General features: G+C 71.3%; 10 protein-coding genes. 5 read left to right on the forward strand and 5 right to left on the reverse strand.

From position 1 onward, the window contains the following. Positions 1-62 precede the first annotated feature (62 nt). Positions 63-1,514: an MFS transporter gene (locus OIE67_RS36525; RefSeq protein WP_326629099.1), complete on the reverse strand. Its 1,452-nt coding sequence runs from the start codon at positions 1,512-1,514 to the stop codon at positions 63-65. A 55-nt stretch (positions 1,515-1,569) separates the two neighbouring features. Between OIE67_RS36525 and OIE67_RS36530 the strand changes: the two genes are divergently transcribed. The 3 genes from OIE67_RS36530 (at position 1,570) to OIE67_RS36540 (ending at position 5,595) form a co-directional block, all read left to right on the forward strand. Next, positions 1,570-2,271 (forward strand): TetR/AcrR family transcriptional regulator, encoded by a 702-nt coding sequence (locus OIE67_RS36530; RefSeq protein ID WP_326629100.1) that lies wholly within the window; start codon positions 1,570-1,572, stop codon positions 2,269-2,271. Positions 2,272-2,284: 13 nt separating this feature from the next. Beyond that, complete coding sequence (locus OIE67_RS36535; protein ID WP_326629101.1) at positions 2,285-3,913, forward strand: AMP-binding protein; 1,629 nt, start codon at positions 2,285-2,287, stop codon at positions 3,911-3,913. A 65-nt stretch (positions 3,914-3,978) separates the two neighbouring features. Beyond that, complete coding sequence (locus OIE67_RS36540; RefSeq protein ID WP_326629102.1) at positions 3,979-5,595, forward strand: PucR family transcriptional regulator; 1,617 nt, start codon at positions 3,979-3,981, stop codon at positions 5,593-5,595. A 19-nt stretch (positions 5,596-5,614) separates the two neighbouring features. Here OIE67_RS36540 and OIE67_RS36545 read toward each other — a convergent pair whose 3' ends face one another. Both OIE67_RS36545 and trpS read right to left on the reverse strand, forming a co-directional pair. Next, positions 5,615-6,403: a hypothetical protein gene (locus OIE67_RS36545; RefSeq protein ID WP_326629104.1), complete on the reverse strand. Its 789-nt coding sequence runs from the start codon at positions 6,401-6,403 to the stop codon at positions 5,615-5,617. 259 nt (positions 6,404-6,662) lie between these two features. Then, on the reverse strand, positions 6,663-7,625 hold the full coding sequence (gene trpS / locus OIE67_RS36550) for a tryptophan--tRNA ligase (protein ID WP_326629106.1): 963 nt from the start codon (positions 7,623-7,625) through the stop codon (positions 6,663-6,665). Positions 7,626-7,886: 261 nt separating this feature from the next. On the opposite strand from trpS, the gene OIE67_RS36555 reads away from it, so the two are divergent. Further along, positions 7,887-9,356, forward strand: coding sequence for a phosphodiester glycosidase family protein (locus tag OIE67_RS36555; protein WP_326629107.1), 1,470 nt, complete (start codon positions 7,887-7,889; stop codon positions 9,354-9,356). Between the two features lie 73 nt (positions 9,357-9,429). Here OIE67_RS36555 and OIE67_RS36560 read toward each other — a convergent pair whose 3' ends face one another. Continuing rightward, positions 9,430-9,900 carry an Lrp/AsnC family transcriptional regulator gene (locus OIE67_RS36560; RefSeq protein WP_326629109.1) on the reverse strand — a complete coding sequence of 157 codons (471 nt, stop codon included), beginning with the start codon at positions 9,898-9,900 and terminating at the stop codon, positions 9,430-9,432. Between the two features lie 83 nt (positions 9,901-9,983). Here OIE67_RS36560 and OIE67_RS36565 point away from each other — a divergent pair, with 83 nt between their 5' ends. Continuing rightward, positions 9,984-10,613 carry a LysE family translocator gene (locus OIE67_RS36565; RefSeq protein ID WP_326629111.1) on the forward strand — a complete coding sequence of 210 codons (630 nt, stop codon included), beginning with the start codon at positions 9,984-9,986 and terminating at the stop codon, positions 10,611-10,613. 153 nt (positions 10,614-10,766) lie between these two features. Here OIE67_RS36565 and OIE67_RS36570 read toward each other — a convergent pair whose 3' ends face one another. Beyond that, the gene (locus tag OIE67_RS36570) at positions 10,767-13,751 is read right to left on the reverse strand and encodes a tetratricopeptide repeat protein (protein WP_326629113.1); all 2,985 of its coding nucleotides are present in this window, start codon (positions 13,749-13,751) and stop codon (positions 10,767-10,769) included. Positions 13,752-13,755 lie beyond the last annotated feature (4 nt).

Here is a 13,755-nt window from a genome sequence, read left to right on the forward strand (position 1 = left end):
GCTCCTGCAACATGTCGGAGGGGAGAAGTCTTGCCTTACACCCTGCAAACCCGTGAGCGGGCTCAGACCTGGGCCGGCTCCGGAGCCGCGGCGGCCGGCGCGGCCGGGCGCAGCACGCTGAACGCGAGCAGCGCGGCGGCCACGCAGAACCCGCCGCCCACCCACGCGCCGAGGTGCATGGCCGAGGTGAAGGCCTGGTCGGCGACCTCGCCGAGGCCGGCCGCGTGCGCGCCGCCGATCGACTCGCGCGCCACCGCGGGCAGGCCGGCGGGCATCTCCGCGGTGTAACGGCCGGCCAGGACACTGCCCAGGACCGCGATGCTGAGCGCCATGCCGACCTGCTGGACGGTGTCGTTCAGCGCGGAGCCGACGCCGGCGTGCTCGATCGGGATGGCGCCCATGAGCGAGGCGTAGGCCGAGGGACCGGCCAGGCCGCCGCCCATGCCCATGATCACCAGGCCGGTGAGCAGCGCCGGATACCCGGTGGTCAGCGCCATGACGGCGAAGCCGCCGGCCATCAGCAGCAGCCCGGCCGCGACCAGCACCCGGTTGCCGAGCCGCTTCCCGAGCCCGGCGCCCACCCCGTTGAAGATCGCGGCGGCCACGGCGTAGGGCAGCAGAGCCAGCCCCGCCTGCATCTCCCCGTACCCCAGCACGAACTGCAGGTACTGGGTGAGCATCAGCATGACCGCGCCGGCGCCGAACGACATCAGCAGGATCGAGAACGACGCGCCGCTGAAGTTGCGGTTGGCGAACAGGTGCAGCGGCAGCATGGGCTCCTCCCTGCCTCGCTCCCAGAGCACGAAGGCGCCCAGGGCGACGACCGCGAGCGCGATGACCGGGATGTTCCACTCGCGCTCGATGATCACGTAGACGGCCGCGGTCAGGCCCGCGATCGACAGCAACGCGCCCACGGGGTCGATCGTGCGCCCGGCGCTGCGGCTCTCGGGCATCAGCACCACCGCGGCCACGATGGCGACGGCGGCGATCGGGACGTTCAGCAGGAAGACCGAGCCCCACCAGTAGTGCTCCAGCAGGAAGCCGCCCAGGGTCGGGCCCGACACCATGCCGACCAGCGCCACGGCGCTCCAGGCGGCCATGGCCTTGCGCCGCTCGCCGTCGTCGAAGACGGTCATCAGGATCGACAGCGTGGACGGCATGACCAGCGAGCCGCCGACGCCCATCAGGAAGCGGGCGGCGATGAGCTGCCAGGGCTCGGTGACGAGCACGGCGAGCAGGGACGCGCCGCCGAAGAAGGCCAGGCCGATGATGAGGAAGCGGCGGCGGCCGTACTTGTCGGACAGGCTGCCCGCGGTGAGCAGCAGCCCGGCGAAGGCCAGCACGTAGGCGTCGATGATCCACTGGATGTCGGACGGGGTCGCGCCCATCTCCTGGTTCAGCGACGGGATGGCCAGGTTGAGCACCATGTTGTCGATGACCAGGACCAGCAGGGCGAGACACAAGGCGGCGAGGATCCACCAGCGACGGGGATCTCGTACAGTGTTCGAGTTCACTCGCACACTGTACGACAGTCCTCGTACAGTGTGCGAGTGGATTTAGGCTGGACGTATGACAGGCAAGGCGTACTCCTCCGTGTGGCTCCGCGAGCCACGTAAGGCCACCAGCCCCGGCCGCAGCCGGGAGGAGATCGTCAGAGCCGCGCTCGAACTGCTCGACGAGGAGGGGATCGACGGGCTGAGCATGCGCAAGCTCGGCGCCAAGCTGAGCGCGGGCGCCACCAGCCTCTACTGGTACGTCGCCAACAAGGACGAGCTCCTCGAACTGGCCTACGACGCGACATGGGGCGCGATCACCGCCCCCGACCCGGAAGAGGTGGGCTGGCGCGAGGCGGCCTCTGTGACGGCCCACAGCGTGCGCCAGGTGATGCTGCGCCATCCGTGGATCGCCCACCTGCTCGGCCGGCTGCCCGCGCTCGGGCCCAACGCCATGCGGGTCGCCGACCGGATGCGGCAGACGTTCAAGCTGGCCGGCTTCACCGGCTACGAGGTCGACTACGCCGTGGCCACGTTCACCGCCTACATCTACGGCATGACGCTGCCCGAGATCGCCTGGAACGCCACGATGGTCGACGGCGAGTACGACGCCGACGCCATGCGCGCGCAGGTGATGAAGGCCGCCGCCGACTTTCCCGACATGCTGGAACGCATCGACATGGACACCTACGAGGATCCACGGGTGATGCGGGCGGTCGCCTTCGACTTCGGTCTGCTGTCTGTGCTCGACGGCCTTGAGCGGCGGCTGGTCACGTAGCAGGATCCGGGACATGAGCGATTTCCGTGCCGCCCGCGACTTCCTTCTCGGCGCCGACCCCGACACCGCCCGCCGCGACTTCCGATGGCCGGAGACGGCCGAGTTCAACTGGGCGCTCGACTGGTTCGACGGGGTCCTGGCCGCCGAGACCCCCGACGCCGTCGCTCTCAAGATCGTCGGAGAGAGCGGCGCCGAGTACACCTTCGCCGGGCTGTCGGCCCGCTCCAACCAGGTCGCCAACTGGCTCGCCGAGCAGGGCGTGCGCCGGGGCGACCGGATCCTGCTCATGCTCGGCAACCAGGCCGAGCTGTGGGAGTCGCTGCTGGCCGCGATGAAGCTGGGCGCGGTCGTCATCCCGGCCACCACGCTGCTGACCGGCAAGGACATCGCGGAACGGATCGAGCGCGGGCGGGTCTCCCACGTCATCGCCAACGCCGCCGACGTCGGCCGGTTCGGGCCGGGCGAGTACACCAGGATCGCGGTCGGCGACGCCTACACCTGGCTGCCGTACCGCGAGGCGTACGAGGCGCCCGAGACCTTCACCCCCGACGCGCCGACCCGCGCGGACGACACGCTGCTGCTCTACTTCACCTCCGGCACGACCTCGCAGCCGAAGCTGGTCGAGCACACCCACGCCTCCTATCCGGCCGGGCACCTGTCCACGATGTTCTGGATCGGGATCAGGCCGGGTGACGTGCACCTCAACGTGTCCTCGCCGGGATGGGCCAAGCACGCGTGGAGCAACGTCTTCGCCCCCTGGAACGCCGGGGCCACCGTGCTCGTCCACGACTATCAGCGCTTCTCCGCGCCCGCGCTGCTGGAGGTGCTGCGCGACGAGCGGGTCACCACGTTCTGCGCGCCGCCGACCGTGTGGCGGATGCTCATCCAGCAGGACCTGACGGCGTGGAAGCTGCCGCTGCGCACGGCCGTGGCCGCGGGCGAGCCGCTCAACCCCGAGATCATCGACCAGGTGGCCAAGGCGTGGGGCCTGACCATCAGGGACGGCTACGGGCAGACCGAGACCACCGCGCAGATCGGCAACGCGCCCGACGAGCCGGTCAGGCCCGGGTCCATGGGCCGGCCGCTGCCCGGTTACCAGGTCGTGCTGATCGATCCGGTCTCGGGCGAGCAGGGCGACGACGGTGAGATCTGCCTGCCGCTGGACGACCGCCGCCCCCTCGGCCTCATGTCCGGATATATCGGTGGATCGGGCGAAGCGATGCGTGACGGCTACTACCACACGGGCGACGTCGCCACCCGCGACGCCGACGGCTACATCACCTACGTGGGCAGGACCGACGACGTCTTCAAGGCCTCCGACTACCGCATCTCGCCGTTCGAGCTGGAGAGCGTGCTGCTGGAGCACCCGGCGGTGACCGAGGCCGCCGTGGTGCCGGCCCCCGATCCGGTACGCCTGGCCGTGCCCAAGGCGTACGTGACGCTGGCCCCCGGCCACGAACCGGACGAGGCCACCGCCCGGTCGATCTTCGAGCACTGCCGCAGGGAGCTGGCACCGTACAAGCGAGTACGGCGGCTGGAGTTCGACGAGCTGCCGAAGACGATCTCCGGCAAGATCCGCCGCGTCGAGCTGCGGGTCCGCGAGCCCCGCCGCGAATACCGCGAAGAGGATCTTCAGCCGTGACCAGGTTGGCAGACTGTCAATCGGCCTCCCACCGTTCTTACAGGCTGATCGGATAAGCTCGGCCCGTGCTCCCCACCATCGCCGACGTCCTCGCTCTGGAGACCGTGCGCCGGGGCAGCCCGCGCGTGGTCGCGGGCGCCGACCGGCTCGACACCAAGGTGCGGTGGGTGCACGTCGGCGAGATCGCCGACATCGCCCAGTTGCTCCGCGGCGGCGAGCTGGTCCTCACCACGGGCGTGGCCCTGCCGGAGGACCCCGACAAGCTCGCCGACTACATCGGCGAGCTCTCCTCGGTCGGCGCCTCGGGGCTGATCGTGGAGCTGGGCCGCCGGTTCGTGGGTGAGCTGCCGCAGGTCGTGGTCCAGGCGGCGGAGGAGCACGGGCTGCCGGTCGTCGTGCTCACCCGCGAGACGCCGTTCGTGCAGATCACCGAATCGGTGCACGCCCGCATCATCGACATCCAGCTGGAGGAGCTGCGCGCCTCCGAGCAACTGCACGAGGTCTTCACCGAGCTGTCGGTCGAGGGCGCCTCGCCGGCCGAGGTGCTGGCCCAGGTGGCCCGGCTGTCGGGCCGGCCGGTGCTGCTGGAGAACCTCGCCCACCAGGTCCTGGCCGCCGAGTCGGCGGGACGCGACGCGGGCGCCCTGCTGGCGGGCTGGGAGACCAGGTCAAGAGCTGTCGCTCCGGCCGAGCGCACCGCGTACGATCCGGCCTCCGGCTGGCTGGTCACCACGGTCGGCGCGCGCGGGCAGGACTGGGGGCGGCTGATCCTGCTCTGCGACGCGCAGCCGTCGCCGCGTGACATGGTGCTGGCCGAGCGGGCCGCCACCACGCTCGCCCTCGGCCGCCTGCTGGAGCGCCACCAGGAGTCGCTGGAGCGTCAGGCGCACGGCACCATCATCACCGGCATCCTCACCCACGCCTACGCCGACCCCGACGAGGCCGCCGCCCGCGCCCGCGCGGTGGGCGTGCCGCTCACCGGCCGCAAGCTGATCAGCGTCGTCATCAGGCCGACCGAGCCCATCGACCAGGCGCTCGACGGGCAGGCGCAGCTCGGCGAGCTGGCCGAGGCCACCGCCGCCGCCTGCCGCGACGCCCGCCTGCCGGCCCTGGTCGGCGCGCTCGACCAGGAGCGGGTGGGCGTGCTGATGCCGCTGCCGCCGCGCACGCAGGCCGAGCCCGCGCTCACCTCGCTCTCCGAACGGCTGCGCGTGCTGTGGCGGCCCGGCTCGTCGTTCGTGCTGGCGGCCGGCTCGGTGGTGGAGTCGATCAGAGATGTACGCCGCAGCTTCCTCGAAGCCGAGCAGGTGGCCGACGTCGCGGTCCGCCAGCCCGACGGCCGCGCCTACTACAGGCTGCCCGACCTGCGCCTGCGCGGCCTGCTCCACCTGCTGCGCGACGACGCCAGGCTGCAGACGTTCGCCGAGCGGGAGCTGGGCCCGCTGCTGGCCCACGACGCGCAGCGGGGCGGCGACCTGACCCGGATCCTGCGCGTCTACCTCGACTGCGGGCGCAACAAGGCCGTCGCCGCGCAGAAGGCCCACCTGTCCAGGCCCGCCTTCTACGACCGGCTGCGCCGCCTGGAGCGCATCCTCGGCACCGACCTCGACGACGTCGAGTCCTGCCTCTCCCTGCACGTGGCGCTGCTGGCCCTGGAGTCGTTCCGCAGAGACAGCCGCTGACGCCGTAGCCGGCCGGCCGTCAAGACACCCACCACTCCGCCTTGCACTCCGACGCCGTGGAGTCGACCGAGACGCGCTCCTCGTACAGCACGAGCCCGTTCACCCTGATCCGGCAGACGAGGCTGCCCTGCTCACGACTCCGGCCGGCGATCAGCCACATGCTCAGCGGCGCCTCGTCGAGCTCCACCTTCCGCCGGTAGGGAAGCTCCGCGTAGCCGTCGTCCACCGTGCCCGCCTTCCGCGAGGGGCCGTCGATCCGGTACGCCACGGCGGCGACGTCGACCCCGTAACCGTCGACCTCGAACTCCACCTCGGCCGGCCCCGTCAGTGTGGTGGCTTTACTGGACGGCTCGGCCGAGCTCACCGACAGGGGCGGGACGATCGCGGCCGGCTCCCCGAGCTGCTGGAGGAGGAGCAGCACCGCGATCGGCACCGAGGCCAACCCCAGGGCGAACCCGCCGGCCGCGAGCAGCTTGCCGCCCAGCGACTTGACGGCCACGGTCACCACGCCGAGCCCGGCGCCGATCAGACCGAGCAGCACCCCCGGCAGCCGCAGCAGCGGGAAGAACGCCGCCGCCGCGCCGATCCCGCCCATGAGCAGGGAGATGATGCCGAGGGCTGGAGGGGGCGGCGTGATAGGCAGCGACGGCTCGGGCCGCCACCGCTCGTCCCCCGGCTCCGGCGGCGGCTGACGGTGCTGCCGCTGATCGGGCGGTCGCTGGTCGCGCTCGAACCGGTCAGACGGTCGCTGGTCGGGCTCGAACCGGTCGGGCGGATGCTGGTCGGGCGGTTGCCAGGCGCCGGTCATGACATATTCCGGTCGGCGGGGTCAGGGGCGAACGCGAATCGGCTTTGTGGCCAGAACGGGGATCGACGCACGACTTACAGGATAATCTCCGGCGCTCTTCTGTTTTCTGACCTCGCCAAATGTCCGGGAAATGTCCTCCCCCGCATGGCCGCGTTTCCGAAACGCACGCCGCCCGACCCCCTTCGATAGGGCGCCGCCGGGAAAGGCATGACTTCCCACCGGCGCCGTTACGAAAATGACCGTCCTGCCGTCGCGTCGTTCAGAAGCCCATCGCGACCCGCACCTCCTCCAGCGTGCGGACCGCCCGTTCCCTGGCCCGCTCGTTGCCCTCGACCAGGATCCGCCGGACGTCGTCCGCGCCCAGCTCGGCGCGGCGCTTCCTGATGGGCCGCAGGAACTCGTTGACCGCCTCGGTCGTCACCCGCTTGAGCGTGGCCGCCCCGCCGTCGCCGATCTCCTCGGCGAGCTCGCCCGGCGACCGGCCCAGGCACAGGCCCGCCAGGGTGAGCAGCCCGGCCACCCCGGGACGCCGCTCCTCGTCGTAGGTGATCATCCGGTCCGGGTCGGTGACGGCCTTGCGGATGAGGGCGGCGGTCTCGTCCTCGGTGGCCGACAGGGGGATCGCGTTGCCCCGGCTCTTGCTCATCTTGCCGCCGTCCAACCCTCTGAGCAGCGGCTGCTCACCCATCAGCGCCTCCGGCAACGGGAACACCTCGCCGTAACGCTCGTTGAAGCGCCGCGCAACCAGCCGCGTCACCTCCACGTGCGGGAGCTGGTCCCGGCCCACCGGCACCAGCGTGCCCTTGCAGAACAGGATGTCGGCCGCCTGGTGCACCGGATAGGTGAACATCAGGCCGCTCACGGCCGCCTGCGAGCTGTGCGCGATCTCGTCCTTGACCGTCGGGTTGCGCCGCAGCTCGGCCACGGACACCAGGCTCAGGAACGGCAGCAGGAGCTGGTTCAGCTCGGGGATCGCACTGTGCTGGAAGATGGTCACCTTGGCCGGGTCGATCCCCACCGCGAGATAGTCGAGGAGCAGGTCGGTGGTGTGCTTGCGGATCTCGCCCGGCACGTCGCGGTCGGTGATCACCTGGTAGTCGGCGATCAGCACGTACATCGGATAGCGATCCTGCAACTGCACCCGATTGGCCAGTGAGCCGAAGTAATGGCCCAGATGCAGCGGGCCGGTCGGGCGGTCGCCCGTGAGCACGAGGTCGTTCATCAGGTCTTTTCTCCTCCGGAATCGTGCCGTCCCGGAGAGAAGCCGCCCGCGTCGGTGGGCCGTCCCAGGGACGGCCCTTGCATGCGAATGTCAGCGGCCGTCTGTCGGCCGCCACCACATGCAGTTGCGAGTCATATCCGAATCATATCCACATGTGGTGTCAATCTCGTAACCTCTTTACTCGTTTCGCGTGTTCTCCTGACCTGAAGACCATGATCTCGCCACTATGGTGCGGTCCCTTTTCCGCCCTCTGGAGAGTTCATGTCTCGACGTACCCTCGCCGCCGGCTTGGCCATGGCCGCGGCGCTCCCCCTCACCGCGCAGCCCGCGACCGCGGAGCTGAGCTCGGTGAGGTTCCCGTCGGCCAGGTTCCCGCTGGGCGCACGTGCTGTGCCGACCAAGACGATGACCACCGTGACGCAGGGCATCGACCTGTACGACGTGAAGGCCGGCTCGTCCACCGACGGCTACACGGTGACGGTCCTCATGCCGAGCGGCCGTGACTACGGGATGCTCCCGACCGCCGAGGCCAGGGTCGCCGAGGTGGAGGCGGCCGGCGAGACCGCCAGCCTGCAGAAGGTCGTCCGCCCCGGCGTCGCCGACGCCCCCTCCCAGACCGTCTACATGGTCCGCGTCGGCCTGTGGTCGCTCAAGGACAAGAAGAAGGCCGAGAAGAGCGCCAAGAAGCTCAAAGAGGCCGGGCTGAAGGTCAAGGTCGACTACCTCGGCGACGACGGGCTCAAGACCACCGGCCCCTGGGACGTCAAGGTCGTCATGATCGACGCGCGGACCTTCCGCGGCTCGTACGCCGCCACGCTCGGCACCAGCGTGGCCAAGCGGGAGACCGTCTCCTCGATGGCCAAGGCCGGCAAGGCCGTGGTCGCCGTCAACGGCGGCTTCTTCAACATCCACACCGACAAGGCGCTGCGCGGCGAGCCCGTCGGCGCGTCCGTCGTCGGCGGCAGACTGCTGAGCGAGGCCGTGCCCGGCCGCTCTGCCGTGGTGCTCAGAGGCCGTACCGCCAAGATCACCGAACTGAAGACCGACGTGACCGCGATCTCCCAGGACGGCGAGCGGGCCGAGGTCAACGGCATCAACCGGGCCGCGACGACCGATGAGCTGGTCCTCTACACCGAGGAGTACGGGGCCAAGACCCCCACCGGCGGCACCGACGCCGTCCTCGACGCCGGCGGCCGCGTCATCGGCCTGCGCGCCTCGGGCGCCGCGGTGGCCAAGGGCACGCGGGTGCTGCACGGCAACGGCGTGGGCTCCGACTGGCTCAACGAGCACGCCTGGCAGGAGTGGAAGGTCGACGTGGTGAGCAAGGTCGTGGACCTGCGCACCAAGAAGGCCCTCAAGCTCACCCCCGACCTGAACGTCATCGCCGGCGGCGTCGGCCTCGTCCGCAACGGCAAGACGAAGATCACCGCCAAGCGGGACGGGCACGACTCGATGAACATGATCCTGCGCCGCCACCCGCGCACACTCCTCGGCACCACCAGGAACGGCAGCCTCATCCTGGCCACCATCGACGGGCGCCGGCCCGGGGTGACGGTGGGGGCGAACTTCGTCGAGGCGGCCCAGTTCATGCGCTGGCTGGGCGCCACGCAGGCGATCAACCTGGACGGCGGCGGCTCGACCGCCCTGTTCGTGGACAAGAAGGTGGTCAACCGGCCCTCCGACGGCGCCGAACGCGGCGTCGGCGACGCCCTCCTGGTCCTGCCCCAGTAGCCCTTTCGGCTTCAGGGACCCGCATGCCACGTGCGGGTCCCTTCTCCTGTCGTACGGAACCCCGATGTGGGGGTCAGCGTGCTCGATGGTCGGTGACCGGGAGGCCGACGTCCGCTTTGATGGCCTTCATCGCCAGATGTGAGGTGGCCTGCGCCACCCCCGGCAGCCCGGACAGCGTCTCCGAGTAGAACCGCTCATAGGCCCGCACGTCCGCCACCGCCACCCGCAGCAGGAAGTCCGGATCCCCGAACAGCCGATGGGCCTCGACCACCTCCGGCATCTCCGCCACCCGCCGCTCGAACTCCGCGACGGTGTCATGGTCCTCGTACCGCATCACCACCGTCACGAACGCCTGGAATCCACACCCGATCGCGTCGCCGTCGAGCAGCGCCCGGTAGCCGCGGATGACGCCCGTCCGCTCCAGATGGCGCACCCGGCGCAGGCACGGCGACGGCGTGAGCCCCACCCGATCGGCCAGCTCGGTGTTGCTGAGCCGCCCGTCCCGCTGCAGCTCCTGGAGGATCCTGCGGTCGATGGCGTCCATGGCGCAATATCCTGCCACGAGCGTCCCCGCACGGGCACGGATCCACCATCGTGTGCCAGGCCCTTTCGGCTAGCGTCGCTGCTATGGACACCCACCTCCTGCTGCTGTTCCTGGGGATGGACCTCCTGCTGATCTGCACCCCGGGGCCCGACATGCTGTATGTGATGGCGCGCTCGCTCGGCCAGGGCCGCAGGACCGGGCTGACCGCGGTGGCCGGCATCTGCGGCGGTTACGCCGTGCACACCGCCCTGGCCGCCGCCGGGCTGGCCGCCGCCCTGCGCGCCGTGCCCGCCGCGTTGCCCGCGATGAAGTACGCCGGCGCCGCCTACCTCGTCTTCCTCGCCGTCAGAACCCTGATGGCGCTACGGAAGAGCGGCGGCCACGCGCTCGCCGCGCCCACCGCCGAACCGTCCGGCAAGGTGCTGCGGCAGAGCCTGCTCACGGCGCTGCTCAACCCGAAGGGCCTGCTGCTGTACCTGTCGCTGATGCCGCAGTTCATCTCGACCGGAACGGGGGTGCCGCTCGGCTTCCAGCTCACCGCGCTCGGCCTGCTGCACATCGTGAACTGCGCCCTGCTCTACGGCCTGGTCGCCACCCTCACCGCCCGAGCCGGCCGCGCCCTGACCGGCACCCCGAAGGCTGCCCGCCGCGTCTCGGCCATGTCGGGCACCCTGCTCCTCGTCGTCGCGGCGGCCACCCTCGGCACCCACTGAGCAGGACCACGTCCACGCAGAGCCATCAAGCGCGGCCCGTCCACGCAGAGCCACCAAGCGCGGCCCGTCCCTGCGCGAACGCGACGCCCACGCGGCGCTCCGCTCAAGCGCGAGCCGTCCATTCGCGGACGCGACGCTCACCCGGGGCTCGGCTCAGGCGCGAGCCGTCCAGTAAGCCAGTTGCTCCCGGGTCGTGCGACTGCTGGGATGCCCTGGACCCAGCAGCCGTTCCCTGACCCGCAGCAACGCCGCGTACTGATCGCGGGCCGACCTCGCGTCTCCCGCCTTGCCGGTCCAGTACGCGAGGTTCGCCCTGGCGGTCAGCGTGTCGGGATGCTCGCGGCCCTGCACCCGTTCCCTGATCGGCAGCAGCTCCGCGTACAGGTCCCTGGCCGCCACCGGATCCCCCAGCTCACCCGTCCACCGCGCCAGCTCATGCCTGACCGTCAGCGTGTCGGGATGCTCGGGGCCGAGCACGCGCTCCCTGACCGGCAGCAGCGCCGCGTACTCGGCCCGCGCCGCCGCCGCGTCGCCGGCCTGCCCGTGCCAGTACGCGAGGTTGTGCCGGGTGATCAGGGTGTCCGGATGCTCAGGACCGAGAACACGTTCCCGTACAGGCAGCAGCGCCACGCACTGATCCCTGGCCGCGCCCGCGTCGCCCGCCCGGCCGGTCCAGTACGCCAGATTGTGCCGGGTCGTCAGGGTGTCCGGATGCTCAGGACCGGACCGGCGCTCGCGGCGGACGAGCAGGTCGGCGTACTGGTCGCGGGCCGAGGCGGCGTCCCCCAGCTCGCCCGTCCACCGGGCCAGCTCGTGCCGGGTGAGCAGGGTCGAGGGATGCCGGGGGCCGAGAACACGTTCCCTGACGGGCAGCAGCGCCGCGCACTGGTCGCGAGCCGACCCGGGATCCCCCGCCTTGCCGGTCCACTGCGCCAGGTTCGCCCTGGCGGTGAGCGTGTCGGGGTGGTCGGGGCCCTGCACCCGTTCCCTGACGGGCACCAGCGCCGCGTACAGGTCCCTGGCCGCCGCCGCGTCGCCCAGCTCACCTGTCCACCGCGCCAGCTCATGCCTGACCGTCAGCGTGTCGGGGTGTTCGGGGCCCGACACCCGCTCGCGGACGACGAGGAGCTCCGCGTACTGATCGCGGGCCGCCGTCGCGTCGCCCAGCTCGCCCGTCCAGCGCGCCAGCTCGTGCCGGTTGATCAGCGTGGACGGGTGTTCGGGCCCCTGCACGCGTTCCCTGATCGGCAGCAGGGCCGCGTATTGCTCCCTGGCCGCCGCCGGGTCACCCGCCTGGCCGGTCCACTGCGCCAGGTTCGCCCGAATGACAAGGGTGTCGGGATGCTCGGAACCGGACACCCGGCTGCGTACCGGGAGGAGTGCCGCGTACTGGTCACGCGCGGCCACCGGATCGCCCGCGTTACCGGTCCACTGCGCCAGGTTCGCCCTGGCGGTGAGCGTGTCGGGGTGGTCGGGGCCCTGCACCCGTTCCCTGACGGGCACCAGCTCCGCGTACAGGTCCCTGGCCGCCGCCGCGTCGCCCAGCTCGCCCGTCCACCGGGCCAGCTCATGTCGGACCGTCAGCGTGTCGGGATGCTCCGCACCCTGCACCCGCTCCCGTACCGGCAGCAGGTCCGCGTACTGCCCGCGCGCCGAAGCCGCGTCCCCCAGCTCCCCCGCCCACCGCGCCAGCTCGTGCCGGACGCTCAGCGTGAGCGGATGCTCAGGACCCGCCTGTCGTACCCGAACCGGCAGCAACCCGGCATACTGCCTGCGCGCCGACGCGGCGTCTCCCAGTTCGCCCGTCCACCGCGCCAGCTCGTGGCGGGCGGTCAGCGTGGACGGATGCTCGGGCCCCAGCCGCGCGGTCAGCGCGTCGCAGATCTCCTGGAACACCGATCGCGCCGTACGGTAGTCGCCGCTCGCCCCCAGGTACTGCCCGGTCTTGTCCATGCCGGGCGAGACCGGGGTGAGCACCGCCATGATGTGCGGCAGCAGGTGGTCGTACCGGGGCCAGGAGCCGGCCTGCCAGGGATCGTCGGGCAGCACCGACTCCAGCAGCACGGCGGCGGCGTCACGCCAGCGCTGCTGCTCAGGAGGTGCCAACTGGTCCAGGGTGACCGCCTGCACCAGCCGGTGCACCGACACCATGCCGTCCACCGGCTGGGTGATCAGGCTGTGCCGGCGCAGCGCGCTGACGGCCGCGTTGATCGTCAGCGCGTCACACGGCAGCTCCCGCAGCACCGCCAGCGCGCTGAGCCAGGGATGGAAGTCCCGCAGCAGGCGCACCGTCGATCGCGGCGTCCGCCCGTACGCGCGCTGCCGCCGCATGTCGGCCGCGAAGAGCTCACGCGGCGTCCGCTCCTCCAGCGGTGACAGCAGCAGGTGGTACGGGATGGCCTCGTGCGAGCAGCACGACAGCACCCGCAGCAGCGCGATCGCCTGCGGGCTGGTTCGGCTCAGGTTCTGGAACGACAGCCGCCACGTGGTGGTGACCCGCTCCCGATACCCCCACGCCTTCCCCTGGGCGAGCAGCTCCGTTCGCCGGCCGTCGAGCAGGTCGAGGTACTCGGCCGGAGTGAGCCCCGTCTCCGCCATGAACGCCGCCGCCTGCTCCAGCGCCAGCGGCAACGCCCCCAGCTCGGCGACCACCGCCGCGGCCGCCGCACCGCCGTCCTGCCCCGACCGCGCCAGCACCAGCTCAACCCCCGGCTCCGGCTCCAGCACCGGCAGCTCCAGCCCCTGCTCCCTGGGCCAGTTCCCCGACCTGCTCGTGATCAGCACATGCCCCGGCCCCGCCGGCGGCAGGAATGGGCGCAGCGCGTCCGCCTCGGGCGCGTTGTCGAAGATCAGCAACCAGGGTTCGGTACGCGCGGCCAGCGCCGCATGCACCTGATCCACCGGATCGGCCGCATCTACTGTCTCCCGCAACCCCAGCAGCGCGGCCAGCCGGGCGAACGCGGCCGACAGCACCGCCGGATCCGCGGCAGGCAGCTGCCAGATGAGCTGATACTCCTGCTGATGCCGATGCGCGTACTCCAGAGTCAGACTCGTCTTCCCAACCCCACCCAGCCCGTACACGGCGACGACCCCCGGCTGCGCACACCCCGACCCCAGCCGCGCCCGAACTTCGGCCACCACC

Source organism: Nonomuraea fuscirosea (assembly GCF_035917475.1).
Lineage (GTDB): Bacteria > Actinomycetota > Actinomycetes > Streptosporangiales > Streptosporangiaceae > Nonomuraea > Nonomuraea fuscirosea.